The sequence below is a fragment of the Microbulbifer maximicatervae (SeqCode) genome (assembly GCF_052467325.1).
In genome coordinates, this window is record NZ_CP174310.1 from 2044794 (window position 1) to 2060638 (window position 15845).

General features: G+C 47.7%; 19 protein-coding genes and 1 tRNA gene. 7 read left to right on the top strand and 13 right to left on the bottom strand.

The features are described from left to right. The first annotated feature begins 120 nt into the window (after positions 1–120). Positions 121–1320, top strand: coding sequence for a CaiB/BaiF CoA transferase family protein (locus ACJJIE_RS09215; RefSeq protein WP_444894385.1), 1200 nt, complete (start codon positions 121–123; stop codon positions 1318–1320). Positions 1321–1325: 5 nt separating this feature from the next. Here ACJJIE_RS09215 and ACJJIE_RS09220 read toward each other — a convergent pair whose 3' ends face one another. From ACJJIE_RS09220 to ccmA, 8 genes are all read right to left on the bottom strand, one after another. Beyond that, complete coding sequence (locus ACJJIE_RS09220; RefSeq protein ID WP_444894386.1) at positions 1326–1925, bottom strand: IMPACT family protein; 600 nt, start codon at positions 1923–1925, stop codon at positions 1326–1328. Further along, a complete protein-coding gene (locus ACJJIE_RS09225; RefSeq protein WP_444894387.1) occupies positions 1888–2472 on the bottom strand; it encodes a DsbE family thiol:disulfide interchange protein in 585 nt (194 codons plus the stop codon). The genes ACJJIE_RS09220 and ACJJIE_RS09225 overlap by 38 nt, the downstream gene beginning before the upstream one ends. A 15-nt stretch (positions 2473–2487) precedes the next feature. Then, positions 2488–4479 (bottom strand): heme lyase CcmF/NrfE family subunit, encoded by a 1992-nt coding sequence (locus tag ACJJIE_RS09230; protein ID WP_444894388.1) that lies wholly within the window; start codon positions 4477–4479, stop codon positions 2488–2490. Next, complete coding sequence (locus ACJJIE_RS09235) at positions 4476–4925, bottom strand: cytochrome c maturation protein CcmE (RefSeq protein ID WP_413665106.1); 450 nt, start codon at positions 4923–4925, stop codon at positions 4476–4478. The genes ACJJIE_RS09230 and ACJJIE_RS09235 overlap by 4 nt, the downstream gene beginning before the upstream one ends. Before the next feature lie 87 nt (positions 4926–5012). After that, positions 5013–5255: a heme exporter protein CcmD gene (ccmD, locus tag ACJJIE_RS09240; RefSeq protein ID WP_444894389.1), complete on the bottom strand. Its 243-nt coding sequence runs from the start codon at positions 5253–5255 to the stop codon at positions 5013–5015. Position 5256: 1 nt separating this feature from the next. Further along, positions 5257–6000 (bottom strand): heme ABC transporter permease, encoded by a 744-nt coding sequence (locus ACJJIE_RS09245; RefSeq protein WP_282933518.1) that lies wholly within the window; start codon positions 5998–6000, stop codon positions 5257–5259. A gap of 14 nt (positions 6001–6014) precedes the next feature. Then, positions 6015–6728 carry a heme exporter protein CcmB gene (gene ccmB, locus ACJJIE_RS09250; protein ID WP_282933519.1) on the bottom strand — a complete coding sequence of 238 codons (714 nt, stop codon included), beginning with the start codon at positions 6726–6728 and terminating at the stop codon, positions 6015–6017. Then, a complete protein-coding gene (ccmA, locus tag ACJJIE_RS09255) occupies positions 6715–7383 on the bottom strand; it encodes a cytochrome c biogenesis heme-transporting ATPase CcmA (RefSeq protein ID WP_282933520.1) in 669 nt (222 codons plus the stop codon). Before ccmA ends, ccmB begins: the two co-directional genes overlap by 14 nt. A gap of 304 nt (positions 7384–7687) precedes the next feature. Between ccmA and ACJJIE_RS09260 the strand changes: the two genes are divergently transcribed. Further along, positions 7688–8380 carry a 2OG-Fe(II) oxygenase gene (locus ACJJIE_RS09260; RefSeq protein ID WP_444894390.1) on the top strand — a complete coding sequence of 231 codons (693 nt, stop codon included), beginning with the start codon at positions 7688–7690 and terminating at the stop codon, positions 8378–8380. 339 nt (positions 8381–8719) lie between these two features. On the opposite strand, the gene ACJJIE_RS09265 is transcribed toward ACJJIE_RS09260, so the two are convergent. Next, positions 8720–8899, bottom strand: a complete 180-nt coding sequence (locus tag ACJJIE_RS09265; protein ID WP_108735213.1) for a PA3496 family putative envelope integrity protein — start codon at positions 8897–8899, stop codon at positions 8720–8722. A 410-nt stretch (positions 8900–9309) separates the two neighbouring features. On the opposite strand from ACJJIE_RS09265, the gene ACJJIE_RS09270 reads away from it, so the two are divergent. Further along, positions 9310–9385, top strand: a tRNA-Arg gene (locus tag ACJJIE_RS09270). A 301-nt stretch (positions 9386–9686) separates the two neighbouring features. On the opposite strand, the gene hdeA is transcribed toward ACJJIE_RS09270, so the two are convergent. From hdeA to ACJJIE_RS09290, 4 genes are all read right to left on the bottom strand, one after another. Beyond that, positions 9687–10115 carry an acid-activated periplasmic chaperone HdeA gene (gene hdeA, locus ACJJIE_RS09275; protein ID WP_282933522.1) on the bottom strand — a complete coding sequence of 143 codons (429 nt, stop codon included), beginning with the start codon at positions 10113–10115 and terminating at the stop codon, positions 9687–9689. A gap of 2 nt (positions 10116–10117) precedes the next feature. Then, a complete protein-coding gene (locus ACJJIE_RS09280; RefSeq protein WP_282933523.1) occupies positions 10118–10345 on the bottom strand; it encodes a hypothetical protein in 228 nt (75 codons plus the stop codon). 108 nt (positions 10346–10453) lie between these two features. Next, positions 10454–11134: a hypothetical protein gene (locus ACJJIE_RS09285; protein ID WP_282933524.1), complete on the bottom strand. Its 681-nt coding sequence runs from the start codon at positions 11132–11134 to the stop codon at positions 10454–10456. 379 nt (positions 11135–11513) lie between these two features. Then, a complete protein-coding gene (locus ACJJIE_RS09290) occupies positions 11514–12014 on the bottom strand; it encodes an HNH endonuclease family protein (protein WP_444894391.1) in 501 nt (166 codons plus the stop codon). A 263-nt stretch (positions 12015–12277) separates the two neighbouring features. Here ACJJIE_RS09290 and ACJJIE_RS09295 point away from each other — a divergent pair, with 263 nt between their 5' ends. The 4 genes from ACJJIE_RS09295 to ACJJIE_RS09310 all read left to right on the top strand — a co-directional run bounded on the left by ACJJIE_RS09295 (position 12278) and on the right by ACJJIE_RS09310 (position 15810). Next, entirely contained in the window at positions 12278–12976 is a 699-nt protein-coding gene (locus ACJJIE_RS09295) for a hypothetical protein (RefSeq protein ID WP_444894392.1), read from the top strand. Positions 12977–13654: 678 nt separating this feature from the next. Next, positions 13655–14533, top strand: coding sequence for a CPBP family intramembrane glutamic endopeptidase (locus ACJJIE_RS09300; protein ID WP_444894393.1), 879 nt, complete (start codon positions 13655–13657; stop codon positions 14531–14533). 88 nt (positions 14534–14621) lie between these two features. After that, entirely contained in the window at positions 14622–15053 is a 432-nt protein-coding gene (locus ACJJIE_RS23245; RefSeq protein WP_507021869.1) for a hypothetical protein, read from the top strand. A gap of 139 nt (positions 15054–15192) precedes the next feature. Next, positions 15193–15810 (top strand): LysE family translocator, encoded by a 618-nt coding sequence (locus ACJJIE_RS09310; protein ID WP_444894395.1) that lies wholly within the window; start codon positions 15193–15195, stop codon positions 15808–15810. The last annotated feature ends 35 nt before the right edge of the window (positions 15811–15845 follow it).

Genomic DNA, 15845 nt, shown 5'->3' on the forward strand with positions numbered 1-15845 from the left:
GATCACCAAAATACGAGTGACCAGTTATTCTCAATATCTACCAATCAACCCCATCGAATTTACAGCTCCTGCTCTATGCTGAGGGGTACGGCGTATCTGTATTTAGTGGAATATTCCGACATGTTACCTCTTTCAGGATTGCGGATTGTGGCAGTGGAACAATATGGTGCCGGCCCTTTTGGCACTTTGTATCTGGCAAATCTGGGAGCAGAAATCATTAAGATCGAAGATATCTCTCGTGGCGGAGATGTCGGTCGTACCGTAGGCCCTTACTTCCTGGAAAGTGAGCCTGGGGATAATAGCAGCCTTTTTTTCCAGGCTTTCAATCACAACAAACGCAGCTTATCCCTGAATCTTTCTTCACCCCAAGGGCAAGAAATCTTGCACAAATTAATTCTTAGCGCAGATGCCCTGACCGATAACTTACGGGGAGACGTACCGGGCAAGCTGGGTATTACTTACAAACAACTGGGAAAGCTGAACCCCAAAATTGTTTGCGCCCACTTGACGGCCTACGGCCGGAATGGCGAAAGGGCCAAATGGCCAGGGTATGATTACCCCGTGCAGGCGGAAGCAGGATATTTCAAATTAACAGGTGACCCTGACGGTCCGCCCACCCGGTGTGGCTTGTCCTTGGTGGATTTATCCACTGGAGTAGCTCTCGCGCTGGCCGTTGTTTCCGGAGTGCTTAGTGCTAGGGAAACTGGCAAGGGTCGAGATATTGATGTCAGTCTTTTTGACAACGCTTTATATAATTTAAGTTATGTGGCCATGTGGCAATTAAATGCAGGGCACAACCAAAAGCGGGTGCCGCGATCAGCACACTTTTCCCTGAGCCCTTGTCAACTTTATAAAACAAAGGACGACTGGATTTACCTGATGTGCAATAAGGAAAAGTTCTGGAAAGCCCTGTGTCAATGTATTGAATATCCGGAATTAGCTGACGCACCCAAGTTTGTAAATTTTAGGGAGCGTAGGAAAAACCAATCGGAGTTAACTGAAATACTCGATGAGATATTGTCAAAAAAAGATACCGCAGAGTGGCTAAAAATTTTAGCTGGTCAGGTGCCAGCAGCCCCGGTATATGACGTTGAGCAAGCGCTAACAAACCCCTTTGTTTCCGATACTGACCGCATCCAAACAATGCCCAGTGATCACGGCAAGGATATTAAAATACTGGCGCCGTCAATTCGCTGCGATGGAGAGATGGTTAATTTCAAGCGGGCTCCTACCCTGGGAGAGGACACCAAGGATATCCTGGCTGAGCTTGGCTATTCCGGGGCTGAGATAGCCAAGCTCGCCAAATACGGCATCATTTGAAAGAACTATTGATCATCGAGAACCTGAAAATTCTCTGCCAATAATTGTGCCTGCAATTGTGACCACTGATCCTCGGGAAGTGAAACTGGCACAGTGACGTTACTGGCATATTCCACCTGCCCGCAATTCCCCAGGTGACGCCCCACTAAAAAGCGCAGGCGGGCTTCATGGGCAAAATCACAGCGAACCAAAACATGCATCAGGGGAACAAAGGGCTGCAATGGAATATCTTGCAGCGCGGCACCTACCGCACCGCGATAGGCACGCATCAAGCCACCCACACCAAGCTTGGTGCCACCAAAATAGCGGGTCACTATAGCGCCCACATTGCCGACACCCTGCTTCAGCAGCAATTCCAGCATTGGCCGCCCCGCGCTACCACCGGGCTCGCCGTCGTCATCTGCCTGCATTACTTCCGGGTTGGAAGGATTGCCGATCACCAACGCGGTACAGTGGTGGCTTGCATCGGGATATTGAGCGCGGACAGTTTCCAGCTGCTGCTGAAAAGCCGCTTTATTCTCTACTGGCCCCAGCCAACAAATAAAACGGCTCTTCTTTTCTTCTGTCTCACTGACAACGGGAGATGAGGGAATCTGATAACTCACCGACAATATCGTCCCAGCGCTGGTTTTTTAATTTTTCGTACAAGGGCTGGAGCTTGGTCTGCCAGACTTTATTGTCGACAACGCCAACGTGTTTGCACCGAATAGTCCCTTCGGAATCCACCAGGAAAGTTTCCGGCGCACCGAAAACACCGAGGTCCAGAGCCAAACGGCCATCTCTATCGGCGAGGCTATACAAGTAGGGATTGTGGAATTTCTCCAACCACTTGATTGCTGCCTGATCCTCATCTTTGAGGTTAACGCCAACGATCGGCACACCCTGCTCAGCCAGAGTATTCAAATAGGGGTGCTCTACCCGGCAAGCTACACACCAAGTGGCCCACACATTCATCAAATGCGGGCCATTGGGAAGATCTTTCTTCTCTACAATTTGGCTGTTATCCGCCACTTTTTGCAAAGAGAATTCCGGCACCGGTTTATTCAGCAGGGCCGATGGCATTTCCTGTGGATTCAGGTAGAGGCCCCGCCAAAATAACAGGGCCAACACGACAAATATTACCAGGGGCAAAAAGAGTTTGAGTCTAGACATTATCCTTTCCAACTATTACGCCGTAGCAACATTGCCTGTAACTTCTACATCTACAGGTTTAGCGGCTTTCGCTTTGCGATAGCGCTTATCCGCTACAGCAATAGCTCCACCGATCGCCATCAGAAGCGAGCCCAGCCAAATCCATACCACAAAGGCTTTGTACTGAAGTCGCACAGCCCAATCACCGCTTGGGTTAGACCTGTCCATCGGCTCACCGAGGGCCACATAAATATCGCGGAAGAGTCCGGTATCGATCGCCGCCTCTGTCATGGTGTTGCCACCAGACAGGTAATTGCGTTTCTGGGGATGCAGCTCTGCAACCGGCTTCCCGTCCTTGCTGACATGCAATACACCTTCAAAGGCTCGGTAATTAGGCCCCTGAACCATACGAACTCCGTCAAATTTGAAGTCGTAACCGGAAACCTGGAAACTGTCCCCAGCCCCCATACGCACATCTTCCTCAATGCTGTAAACGGTAGTTAGTACTACCCCCAACACCGAAACTGCCAGGCCAATATGTGCGATATGCATACCGTAGTAACTGGCTCTCTGACGCTTAAGGCCGGCAAAGAATGAGCTGGAGTTGCGGGTTTTAGCCACGATATCAGCGAGGCTGGAAGCAAAGACCCAGATACCAATAAAGATTCCGAGCGCCGCTCCCCAGTGGAAATCTCCCAGGGCCAGGGTCCACAGCAACGCAACTACCAACGAGGCGACAAATGGCAAACGCCATGCGCTCAGCAGTTTGTCCCAGCGGCTGTCTTTCCAGTTAGCTCGTACCCCCATCCCTACCAGCAGACACAGAACCACCATCAGGGGAACAAAAAACAGGTTATAGAATGGCGGGCCTACACTTACCTTGCCCCAGTTCATGGCATCGGCCAGCAGCGGGTAAAGAGTACCGGTCAAAACCATACCCATTATCAGCATCAACAGGATGTTATTGCCTAGCAGGAAGGTTTCTAGTGAACGGAAAGAGAAAACACTGCGGGCGCTGACTGTCGGTGCGCGCAGGGCAAACAGCAACAGGGATGCACCGACAACTACGGCCAGGAAGCCCAGAATAAAGCTGCCTCGCAGTGGGTCAGTAGCAAATGCATGAACCGAGGTAATCACTCCGGAGCGTACCAGGAAGGTTCCAAGCAAGCTGAGACTGAAGGCAAAAATCGCCAACAGAATTGTCCAGCTCTTAAACAGCCCACGTTTCTCAGTTACCGCCAGGGAGTGCATCAAGGCAGTCCCTACCAACCAAGGCATCAGGGATGCATTCTCAACCGGGTCCCAGAACCACCAGCCACCCCAGCCCAGCTCGTAATAAGCCCACCAGCTACCCAGGGCAATACCCAAAGTCAGGAAGCCCCAAGCCACAGCCGTCCAGGGTCTTGCCCAACGGGCCCACACCGCATCCAACTGGCCACCGAGCAGTGCCGCAATGGCAAAAGCAAAGGCTACCGAGAAACCCACATACCCCATATAAAGCAAGGGCGGATGGAAAATCATACCCGGGTCCTGCAACAGCGGGTTCAGGTCAGAACCTTCCATCGGCGGGAATGGCAGGGTGCGATCAAATGGGTTGGAGGTAAACAGAATAAACAGGAAAAACCCGATCAGTACAAAACCGAGTACGGATAAAACCCGCGCGGAAAGCTCTGGGGGCAGCTGCTTACCAAACAGCGCTACTGCCGCAGCCCAACCAGCCTGAATCAAAAGCCACAACAGAATGGAGCCCTCATGCCCACCCCATACAGCGGTAACTTTGTAATAAACCGGCAGGATACTGTTGGAGTTCTGTGCTACGTAATTAACCGTGAAATCACTCTGCACAAAAGAAGTGGTCAGGCAGGCAAAAGCGATCAGAACGAACGCAAAAATACCCAGAGCCAGCGGACGCCCCGCATCCATCCACACAGGGCGCGATGAATAGCTACCGGCCATCGGCACTGTTGCGAGAGCAACCGAAAGCAACAAGCCGACAATTAACGCAAAATGGCCCAGCTCAGGGATCATATTTTCGCTCCATCGGAACAACCTTCATGGGAAACCATGGTGTCGGCTACCTCAGGTGGCGTATAAGTTTCATCGTGCTTGGCCAGCACCTGGTCCGCACGCAGAACACCGCTTGGCATCAACTGGCCGGTAATCACTGCCGCTTCGCCTTCGGCAAATAGATCCGGCAGGATTTTGTCGAAGACTACGGAGAGTTGAGCCTCGCCATCGGTAATCACAAACTGGACTTCCAGGCTATCAGTAGCTCGCTGCACACTGCCCGGGACAACACAGCCTCCCGCGCGAATCCGCTTTTCCATCGGGACTTCACCCGCTGCAAAGGCCTTGGGGGCATAGAAATAATCGATATTGCCGCGCATCGCATAGGCTACAAAACCTACTGCTGCACTGGACAATACCACCAGGACAAGTACGAGTATCAGGCGTTGCTTGCGTACAGGGTGCATTGTCTAAGTCCTACTCCATAACTATTTAATTCTGTTGCGCTGATAGGTTCTCCATCGCCCTATCCGCTGGAACCCGGCAAATTGAAATTAAACCGGTTCCTCTGCTGTTTCTTTCTTTGTGGTTACTGTGCGCTCACTCACTGCCTGACGGCGGCGCTGGGCAATTTTCTGCTGTCGCACCAGCTCTGCCTTCAGGCCACGGCGGGCAATGTAAGGGTAGAGAGCCATCCCCGCGAGACTCAGGAAAGTCACCGCGTAAGACACCCACACAAATACACCGTGGCCGTCCATCGTTAGGAAATCAGCCAGGTTGGCAAATTGAAACTCCACTTTATCGACCTCCCGCCAGTTCTTCCTGTACCCACTTGGTGCGCATCTCGCGCTTGAGCAGCAGAGTGCGGGTGTGAGTCAGCAGGGTCCAGGCATACATACAGTAGAAACCGATAATCATGGTCAACAGCGGGTAGAACATACTCGGATCAATACTGCTGGATTCGGTCAGGCGAATGGTCGCGGGCTGGTGCAAGGTAAACCACCAGTCTACGGACTTGTAAATAATGGGAATATTCACGGTGCCCACCAGGGCCAGCAACGCAGAGGCTTTGTCGGCGACCTGCTCCCGGTTCACTGCGTGGGTAAGTGCCATAACGCCGACATAGAGAAACAGGAGTATCAGCATTGAAGTAATGCGGGCATCCCATACCCAGTAAGCACCCCAGGTAGGTTTACCCCACACAGCACCGGTAAATAACGAGACAAAGGTCAATACCGCACCGATCGGCGCGGCAGCGCGCATCACGGCAAAGGAGAGCTTCATCTTCCAGATCAAGCCGATAGCACCGCTGATCGCCATAATGTAGTAACCGGCCAGTGCCAGGAAGGCGGCGGGTACATGGATAAAGATAATGCGGTAACTATTGCCCTGCTTGGCATCTTCTGGGGCAAAACCCAGGCCCCAAACACTGCCTACAGCGAGCAATACAACACTAGCCAGCGCCAGCCATGGCAGCCAGGCTTCAGTTTTTTGATAGAACCAGCGGGGCGAACCCAGGCGGTGAAACCATTGCCAAGCCAAGAAAGACCTCCAAATCAATTATCCAGGCTAATACGTATTGCACCCGCAGCAGCGAGTGGCGCCAGTGCCGCAGCAGCCGCTAGGAGTGCTGCCAATATCGCCAGTTGGGCGCTGTAGGCATAGCCATCAATTGCCGCCTGTACTGCGCCGGTGCCGAAGATTAGCACGGGCACATACAGCGGCATAACAATTAGTGCCAAGAGCAAACCGGGGCGGCGCAAGGCAACAGTGAGTGCTGCGCCAATAGCTCCGATCAAACTCAAACTCGCGGTTCCCAGCAATAAGGAAACCAGCAAACAAACATAACCATCCACCGGCAGATTCAGCATTAAGGCGAGCAGCGGCGACAGCAATGCCAGCGGCAAGCCTGTGGCAATCCAGTGCACCAGGGATTTTGCAAGAACCGCAAAGTAAAGCGGTTGTGGTAACAGGGTGAGCTGCTCCAGGGTGCCATCTTCAAAATCACCTTTAAAAAGGCTTTCCTGGGATAGCATTGTGGACAGTAGGGCCATTACCCAGATCATGCCCGGAGCCATCTTTGCCAGAAGTTCGGGCTCAGGTCCTACCCCTAACGGCAAAAGTGCTAAAACCGTCACGAAAAATAATAAGGGGTTGGCAATATCTGCTCTTTTTCTCAACGCCAAGAGCATTTCAATCCGGAACAGCGCCATAAAACCGGGGCCACTGCGCACTTCGCTCACCGGCGTTTGGACATCAACTGTCGACATGCTCTCCCCCAAAATCCTCAAAAGGCTCAGAGACTGAATAGTCAGACAAATTAACCTCACTGAGTCCGGCTAATGACAGAGGTTGGTGTGAGGTCAGCAGAATTGAACCACCGCTATAAAGATGAACCGCCATTTGCTCTTCCAAAGCAGCAACACCCACAACATCGAGGGCAGTCAAAGGCTCATCGAGTATCCATAATCGAGGGGAATCAGGTAGAAATAATCGCGCCAGGGCAACACGGCGATTCTGGCCGGCGGAAAGGGAGTGGCACAAGCTATCCTCAAAGCCGGTCAGGTCGACTTTGTCGAGCGCATTGAGCGCGTCCTCATGGTCAGCACCATACCAGGTGAGGTTTTCCAGCGGAGTCAGGCCACTGCGCACTCCGCCCCTATGCCCGATATATAGTAAGGACTCACGCATCGCCGAGAGCGATTGCGGATAGGCGCTATCACACCAAAGGATCTCTCCAGTGAAATCACTGCTACTGCCAATCAAAGTGCGCAGCAAGGTCGTTTTACCCGCGCCATTACTGCCTTTGATTTGAATTGCAGCGCCGGCTTGAAGGGAAAACTGAAGGCCCTCAAACAAGCGCCGACCATCCCTTTCGCAGGCGAGATCTCTCACTTGCAGCACAACTTGGGACTTAGGGGTCACAGACATTCCAGGATAAAACCGCTCTGACAAATCTGAACGGCATTATACCGGCACCAGCGCTAATTGCATTGTCTCAGCGAGCAACATTTTAGCAACCCTTGATCTTTCGCAAGAATGCCCACTGATTCACACTGAAAAGCGCTATTTAAATTGGCACTGAATTGTAGTTTTGGTATTTTCACACCGTCGTGAGACGGTGTACCTGTTTCTCGCTGTACCCTCAAGGAAGTGGGTAATCTCAGAGGTCGACATAAAGCTGGCCCCCAAGAAGGGCCTATCCCTCTGCTCGTAAGGATGCGTGTCTATGAATAATCTCGCCACCCATATCGGTCCGTGGCTCGACGCTACTACTTTAATTGGCCAAGAAAGCCAGATTCACCAACAGCCATTTCCTTTCTTCGTTGCCAAGAACTTGCTGGCCGAGAACCTGATGGCATCCTTTGTCAAAGACTTCCCAAAGCTTAAAGGGGCAGGCTACCTTCCCTACGATAAAAGCAGTTGTGGCACCACAATAAATGAACTGATTGAACAGTTTAGGGCTCCGGAATTTGCCGATGCTATTGGCAACAACCTGGGTATTGAGAATCTTTCTCAATACCCAACCTATGTTTCCATTAGCCGTACACTCAAGAAACGCCACGGCCGCATCCATACCGACGGACAGTCAAAAATTGCTACCGCCCTGCTCTACCTAAACCCGGAGTGGTCCTTGGACGGCACAGGCTGCCTGCGCTTCTTAAAAAGCGGCGATAACTTTGAAGATACCGCAGCCCCGGAAGTAAAACCTTCGTACGGTACCCTGGCCGCATTTAAGCGAGCCGATAACTCGTTCCATGGGCACTTGCCTTTTGAGGGTAAAAGATTGGTTATCCAGGTAGCCTGGTTAGTCAGCGATGCTGACAAGAACAGAAAGGCCAAGCGCGGCAAATTAACTTCAAAACTCAAGCGTCTGCTGGGCTGCTTTGGAGGCAACTCTGCGGCCACACAAAATATGTAGCTACAGTCAACTCAATACCTACGATAGAGCCCGCATCCCTTACGGGCTCTGTACATACACATCTTCCTCCCTCTTTTCAAAGCAACCATTGTAAAAGCAATAAACCTAACAACTTTAATTAATGGGAAATACAATACGGGGAAACAGAGCCCAACGATTTAAAAACACAGAGAAGAGCTAGGGAAAAACAGCAGTGACTTGGGCAGGAAAGGCAAATTTTCAATAAAATCTATTAACTACGCAGAGTACAGTTTAAGCAACCCTATTTTTAGATTACTTTTATTTATTATCTGCACCCTGCATAGCTGGCTGTAGCCGTTAAAGTTTCAGCATATTTCGTTAGTCGAAATCATAGTCCATTAATTCACGCCTTAAACGCTTTTCCTCCAATTTGTCTTCTACCATTCGACGTGCGTCGCGTGGTGGCTGAGAGGTAGCTTCCTTCAGCACTTCAGTTGCAATTTGTGGAATACCCACATTATCAAAATCTAGGCGTCTTTCGTTAACGTGGCCGCTCATACGAAACTCCATAATCTTGATTAGAGAAAGCAGAAATATCCTTATCGCACCAAGGGTGCAATTGCAGGTTATCCAGCTCAATCAATCGTGGTCAAGCAATAATTTATCAAGTGGAAATGCCGCTTTCACTTCAAAACTTTCCAACTGATCCCTGAACAAAGCTATCCGCAAAAACCGCCATTTCGAAGTCAAAGTAGCGAAGAAAAAAGACAGATTTATGAAAGTTTTTCGAAAATTTTAAGAAAAGGGAACGACGGGAATAGCAGTAACCGGGTGGCGCCAATGTTACCCTCAGTGACACAACAAATTGGTACGATTTGATGGAAGGTGAGTTAATAGTGAAAAGCATGACATGACACAGGGCTTTCCACAGGCTAGAATAGCGCCGCTCTTCAGCAGTGCTGATACCCGCCCCCGTCGGTTAACAGGATAAACCACGGACCTCCTAAGTCCGGACTGGTGGTTCGAGTCCACCCGGGGGCGCCATACATATCAAGGCAAATTAGCAAACGACTGCCTTTGCCGAATGCATAAACAGCGCCAGGAACAACCCAGCCAACAGCACCCCACCCCAGAAGAGCCTGGTAGAACGGCTAATTGTTCTCCCGCGCCTGGCTTCGTTTCTTACAGTCTTTCCCATATCACAAATCCATTTGCCTACTTTTCGTCCATTCACCATAAATACTAACCGAAACCATTTCGCTGGTGAATCTCCATCTCAGGATAGACAAAGCCCGGCACAAGCCGGGCCCAGAACAATAGCAATGCAAGTATTGACGAACAGCGCCTACTGGTTAGTCCCGTTTGTGCCACTGCCACCATTACTATTGTTCATCTGAGTGCCATCCTGCATTTTTTTCTGCATCTTCATCATCTGCTTTTCAGCTTTGTCCTTCTTGTGGTGCATCCCCACCTTGTGCCACTCATCTTTGAACTTAGCCCAGAAAGATTCTTTTGGCGCTTTGGTGCAGGCGGTAATCACCATCGGCGTCACTTTTTCTGTGCCTTCAATATCCAGCATATCCCCCTCTTCCGTGCCTTTCTTGGCGTAGGCGGCAGCCCAATAAACTGCTTTAGGTTTAAACTCATCGTCGATAGCCAGGAAATCCGCACAGGTCCAGTCTTTCGCCGGCTTCTTGGGATGGTTATCCGCGAAGGCAGCAGAAGCAGCAAGACTGGCAATTACCAAAGGAAGAATGAACTGCTTACTTTTCACAATTAGATCTCCAAAATATCCAGGGTTATCACCCCGTAAATCAATTGCAGGTAATGTGCAATCCGCTCGCTACCCACGGGCCGGGGAGGACTGGCCGGCAAGTCACTAAAATGACTGCGACAAACAGCGAGGCAAGGAATAGCCCCGGATTCACCAGCCTTACGACAGCGGAAACGCAAGCCAAGACACTGAATCAACGAATGCTTGGCCCATTGAAAGGATAGACGCATTTTTCATTTTTTGGGGAAAATCAAAAACACTTCCTTACCCACTTGCATACAAACTTTATTGTCCAGACGCATTCCATGTGAAGAAGCAGGCTTTACCTATGTACACCTTTAGCTATTAGCGCTCGGAATAGAGTTTGCTGCCTCCCATTTTTGACTGTGCCTACCCAGCCTTAGCAAAGAGAAACCTAACCAAATAAACCAGACTATTTGGGAAATTCCGAATATTTCTGTAAAGATATCGTCCGGATAGATAGTCGCAATTCCCGCCACTCCCACTAACACTCCGATAAAGTTTAATGGCCGGGAAAAAAGTCCAATTTGCAATGCAGCAATGCTAATTAGCAGAACCCAAAGTCCACCCACCAACTCATTGCCACCACCAAGACTCTCAACCATCAAGTATATTATTCCCCAGGTATCGAAAGCTTTCTGAACACTGACCTCCATAAGCCCCAAAGCATAGGCGAGCCCTATATTTGCGATCATACCGCTCGCTATTACAAGGCCCACCCAGACTGCTCCAAACAAGGATGCCAATGCAGCAATCTCTCTCCTCTTGCTTTTTAGCTTTTCATATAAGTTAACTACCACACAGCCCAGTAAGATCGCAAAGACCAAGTACATTAGGGTATAGGCAATATTAAAAATCAGTTGATTTTCTGCCAAGAACGTCATTTTTTCTATGGGGCTCCCATCCGATGGAAAAGGCCAAAAAGCACCAAAGAATACAAACGCACTAATATAAATTAACCCCATGCCAAACGCCGAGATACCAGCAACTCTATCCATAGCTCTCCCCTATCATCTTTGAACTCAATTCAATGCCTGTAAATATCACTTTAATTATGTAACCCAAGGAAGCCAAATTCGTAACACCCCACCCTATCTAAGCAGCAAGTAATCGCAGAAATGAATATTCAGCAAGAGAAGAAAGTCACAGTGCTTTAACCGAAGTGTACATTAATGCCATTTCTGACTAGCGTTCATGCCAGGACCTGTAGGTTAGGTGGATAGCTAAATATCACTATTGCCAATTAACCCGAAGGAGATAATAGGATGGGGAGCAAGGAGTGAAGGATCTAAATAATCCGGAGATCAGTGATTTCCATCAGGAGCCGATTTACTTAAAAATCAGCTCAATGTCAGCTCTAACGGTAGAGTGTCGTATTCAGTCTCCAAGCCGATACTTACGGGCCACAACCTCAAACTGACGAATATAAATGGCTTGAGCTGGCTTATAGGGCGGCAGCCACTGATCGGGCCCTTTATCTCCCTTACTGCGATTGTGGCCATCATCAACCAGCCACAAATTTGCAGGATCTTCTGCAAAAGCTCTACGCTGCTCCCGGCTCCAGCTAGCACCACCGTACTTATGAGCCCAAGATAGCGGTACTATATGCTCCACATCCAGATCCGAAGCTTTTTCAAAAAACCGTCCCGTATAGGGATCCATCCACAGGCCTGAAACCACTGTACAGCTCTTTTCATTGCTGAAGGCAACAGGAGCCAAAGAGAGACGGATCAATAGCTCGTGGCGAGTATTCTGGCAATCACCATCGACATCAGACCACCGTGGCAACCACTCACTGCGATCATAAGATTGAGGGGTTACTTCATAACACCCGCTGAGGGTCAGCATGGACACTATTAATAAAGACTTAAGTCGCATAAAGCTAAACTGCGGCTAATTACTGCTGGGGGAGCATTTTGATTATAGCTTTGAGCTCCGTCAAGAAGCCAATCCACTTTGACATGAGCACAAATCGGTACAAGTGTGCTGTATCCACCCACTCCAACGAATGAATATCATTAAGCTAATATACGACTGAAAAAATTTAGATGGTTAAGAAATCGGTATGTAGTAACAATAGCTATCCCCTATACTACTTATAGGTCGAGAACCATTACAGCAAGGATATAAGAGGCAGAATAATGAAGTTATCTTTAGCACTAATTTTCATCACACTTCTTTCTGCCAACGCTTCATCTCAAGTCAACATCCCTGGCACCACACTCCAAGAACGGATATTTGAACTAAATCCCCCAGTAATAGATTCACCCACGATGTCCTTTTCGGAGATTAGACAGAGTATATTAAAACTCAATCAGTTTATTGGTGGATACCCACCCAGTTTTACAAATGAGAAAGAAAGAGAGTTGATCTATCGAAAATGGCTTGTATTAGTTTCCGAAGCAGAAGCATTTTACACAGTACATAATGGCTCAGAAGAGTCGCTTTACCTGCTATCAGAACTTTACCGACAGGGCCATAACATGGATGTAGAGGGTAGCGCGGAAAAAGCATTCAATAACCTAAGTGCGTGTCTTCACACTTTTAAAAAGTCCGTGATGTGCAACTTTTCAGCATCCTATTTCTACCTGTCAATTGGCCCCGCATACTTAGACAAAGCAGAGCTAAGCTTATCCATACTAAAAGAACATTTTAGCCCCAATCTTAACAGTGAGGTCGAATCTGGTTATGTATTCTTGCATATCTATCACCAAGACATCCCCAAAGCAAAACAGCAAATCGACTTCTTTATCCAAAAATTCCCCAACTCTAGCAGAGTCGCAATGTTTGAAAACATAAAACAAAATTTAGGCGATACCATAGAGTGGAAACAACATTAACCAATGCCCTTTTATAACTCAGGAGCAGCACAGCGCTTCACATTAAACGGCTCAATAACTAAATCGCCGGACACTACCTATACGTCACTTTCCGAGCGATGTCTTACCCTCTAGGTTACTTAACAGCATTAAGCTATAGAAAGGAGGACGTAGCCCCTTCATTGTACAAGTGTACAGGCATTCAACCACATATAGCACCTCAACTACTTCGGTTAGCAGTTATTAACCTAGCGGCTACAGTCATGGCCTAACTTCTATCAAATACAAAATACTTACCTGAGGCTAATACACTTGTTTTAACAACTCTAAACATCCCATACAGAATGTCATTGAACGAATCTACAAGAAAATACAATGACCCGTCTGGTAAGATCAAAACCGCTTAGGTAAAAGTAAGGAAAAACTGATCGAATTCACTATAATCGAATAGCTCAGTAAAAAATCCAAGGAACATTAATTCGAGAGACAGTTGATAGGCAATTCCTCCCGCATTTAGAAAATATGATTCAGAAAATGTAAATTTAACCTTACCTCAATAACAGTACTCTGCAGGTCAACCTTCAACACTTTACGCCTCTTGTAATCCCCACTCATTAACAGTACAAGAGATATCCTATTTCGCACATAGACATACTGTAGATTAGCCATTTTCAAGATAACACGGAGTTAACGATCTAGATGAAAGAATCGCTGAGTTCGCTCAAAATTATCGCTGTTTTTTTAATTCTCACAGCGAGCCTCTACCCTATCGGATACTGGCTAATTTTTCACATGGAAAGCGCAGTACCCTTAATGCTTTCTGTTGGGCTTGCCACGGTCACAACATGCTTGATATTCAAGAAGAGCCTGGGCTCCTTAGGATGGTCTTGGGGAAGCTGGAGATATCAGTGGTTAAGCTACTTGGTACCCTTGGGTTATGTAGCAGCTGCCTACCTCATTATGTGGATCTTAGGTTTCGGGGAGTGGTATAACTCAGAATACGTTACGGCACTAAGAGAAGGGTATAAAGTAGATGGCTGGAGTGATACCAGTGTAATCCTCTTTAGATTCTTAATTACTGCAAGTATCAGCTTTTTATTGATACTGCCTGGAGTTTTAGGAGAGGAGATTGGATGGCGTGGATTGCTTGTACCTGAACTCTCAAAGCTTATGTCCTTCTCAGGGATCGCACTAACCTCTGGGTTTATATGGGCCGCCTGGCATTGGCCCATGATGGTAGCAGGTGTCTACGGGAATGAAACAGCCCCTCTCAGCTATCAGTTGTTTTTCTTTACGCTAGGCTTAATGTCAATGTCAGTCATCATGACTTACGTAAGATTAAAGACTAACAGTGTTTGGCCTGCCGTTATTTTCCACATGAGCCACAATGCATTTATTCAAAAATTCTTTAATCCATTGACCCTACAAAGCACAGATTCAGGTTGGTATCTCAATGAATTTGGTATGGTTTTACCTGTAGTTATTTTTTGTATCAGCATTTATTTCTGGAGAAAGGGCCAACAAGAGTTCGGCTCCGCTCAACCTGCAAGCGAACTATTATCTCCACAAAACTCTTGACGTAGCACCATGGACGTGTGACAGAGGCTTTGATTAAGAACAATCATTAGTTTTTGGCAATTTTACCGCAGGCATATAGAAATACATTATGGATAATGAAGTAGATATTTTTGCTCCAGTTACTGATCCAGGAAAAAGAGATGCCCTTGAATGCTGGAGATGGCTAGTTGGCAAAAAGGCCTCCATGTGCCTTCTGACCTCCATGGGGGATTTATTCTTCAAAAGGAAGGAAGGCCTACTGAACAAGGAACGTGTCTATTTCCTAGATACTGGCACAGGAGAAATGGAACTTGCCGCTAAATCCCGGAATGCATTCCGAGAGATAATGGCAGCAATGAAAGATATTCCGGGCCACTGGTTTAAATATAGATTATTACTTGAGTTAGTGGAGCAACCATTAACTCAATGGTTGTTGCTATTCACCAATCCAACCACCGATAATGGGCGGGGAGTACATTACAGAAAATTATCAATCTATATCTTGGGAAGTCCATCTAGATCTGTTAGGACAGATACATGAGCAACTCAGCGGCCTTCCCCCAGGAACACCAATAGCTAGTGTAAGCTTAAAAATTGAAGAAGATTGAGAGGCCACCATTCAAAAGGGTTATCCCTGAATCCAGCATTTAAATCTATAATTTATGTCAGGACTTGTCCTTATGATAAGCATTGAGTTTTTGATTACCTCTTTTATCGTTGTGTTGATACCGGGAACGGGAGTTCTATATACAGTTGCTGCGGGGCTATTCAAGGGTAAAAGGGCAAGTATTTCTGCAGCGTTAGGTTGTACGCTAGGCATCATCCCCTCTATCCTTGCTTGCATCATGGGGCTGTCCGTAATCATTCATACCAGTGCATTATCATTCCAGTTTGTAAAATATGCAGGGGTCGCGTACTTACTGTACTTAGCTTGGTCAATGCTTAAATCCAGCAACTCTCTGACTCTAGAAGAAAATCAAAAGAAACAGAGTTTAACTTCAATTGCTTTCAAGGGATTTATGATTAATATCTTAAACCCAAAGCTAACCATCTTCTTCCTGGCATTCTTACCCCAGTTTATTCCCTCTCAAATACAGAACCCCGTAGATAGTATGCTGATACTTGGGCTTGCCTTCATGGTTATGACCTTTCTGGTTTTCATTGTTTATGGCTTACTAGCAACAGTCATTCGAAATTATGTTATTCACTCAGAAAAAATTAGCGTTATCATTCAACGAGCCTTTGCTGGTAGCTTCGCAGCTTTAGGACTCAAACTCGCCTTTACGAGCAGGGAATGAGCCCCCCATTAACAAAAACAGTAAAGCGATTACTA

Bases quoted from the DNA above. Each gene is read 5' to 3' on its own strand.
- ACJJIE_RS09215 (WP_444894385.1), top strand. From the start codon at position 121: ATGTTACCTCTTTCAGGATTGCGGATTGTGGCAGTGGAACAATATGGT.
- ACJJIE_RS09225 (WP_444894387.1), bottom strand. From the start codon at position 2,472: ATGTCTAGACTCAAACTCTTTTTGCCCCTGGTAATATTTGTCGTGTTG.
- ACJJIE_RS09230 (WP_444894388.1), bottom strand. From the start codon at position 4,479: ATGATCCCTGAGCTGGGCCATTTTGCGTTAATTGTCGGCTTGTTGCTT.
- ACJJIE_RS09235 (WP_413665106.1), bottom strand. From the start codon at position 4,925: ATGCACCCTGTACGCAAGCAACGCCTGATACTCGTACTTGTCCTGGTG.
- ccmB (WP_282933519.1), bottom strand. From the start codon at position 6,728: ATGTCGACAGTTGATGTCCAAACGCCGGTGAGCGAAGTGCGCAGTGGC.
- ACJJIE_RS09260 (WP_444894390.1), top strand. From the start codon at position 7,688: ATGAATAATCTCGCCACCCATATCGGTCCGTGGCTCGACGCTACTACT.
- ACJJIE_RS09265 (WP_108735213.1), bottom strand. From the start codon at position 8,899: ATGAGCGGCCACGTTAACGAAAGACGCCTAGATTTTGATAATGTGGGT.
- ACJJIE_RS09280 (WP_282933523.1), bottom strand. From the start codon at position 10,345: ATGCGTCTATCCTTTCAATGGGCCAAGCATTCGTTGATTCAGTGTCTT.
- ACJJIE_RS09285 (WP_282933524.1), bottom strand. From the start codon at position 11,134: ATGGATAGAGTTGCTGGTATCTCGGCGTTTGGCATGGGGTTAATTTAT.
- ACJJIE_RS09290 (WP_444894391.1), bottom strand. From the start codon at position 12,014: ATGCGACTTAAGTCTTTATTAATAGTGTCCATGCTGACCCTCAGCGGG.
- ACJJIE_RS09295 (WP_444894392.1), top strand. From the start codon at position 12,278: ATGAAGTTATCTTTAGCACTAATTTTCATCACACTTCTTTCTGCCAAC.
- ACJJIE_RS09300 (WP_444894393.1), top strand. From the start codon at position 13,655: ATGAAAGAATCGCTGAGTTCGCTCAAAATTATCGCTGTTTTTTTAATT.
- ACJJIE_RS23245 (WP_507021869.1), top strand. From the start codon at position 14,622: ATGGATAATGAAGTAGATATTTTTGCTCCAGTTACTGATCCAGGAAAA.
- ACJJIE_RS09310 (WP_444894395.1), top strand. From the start codon at position 15,193: ATGATAAGCATTGAGTTTTTGATTACCTCTTTTATCGTTGTGTTGATA.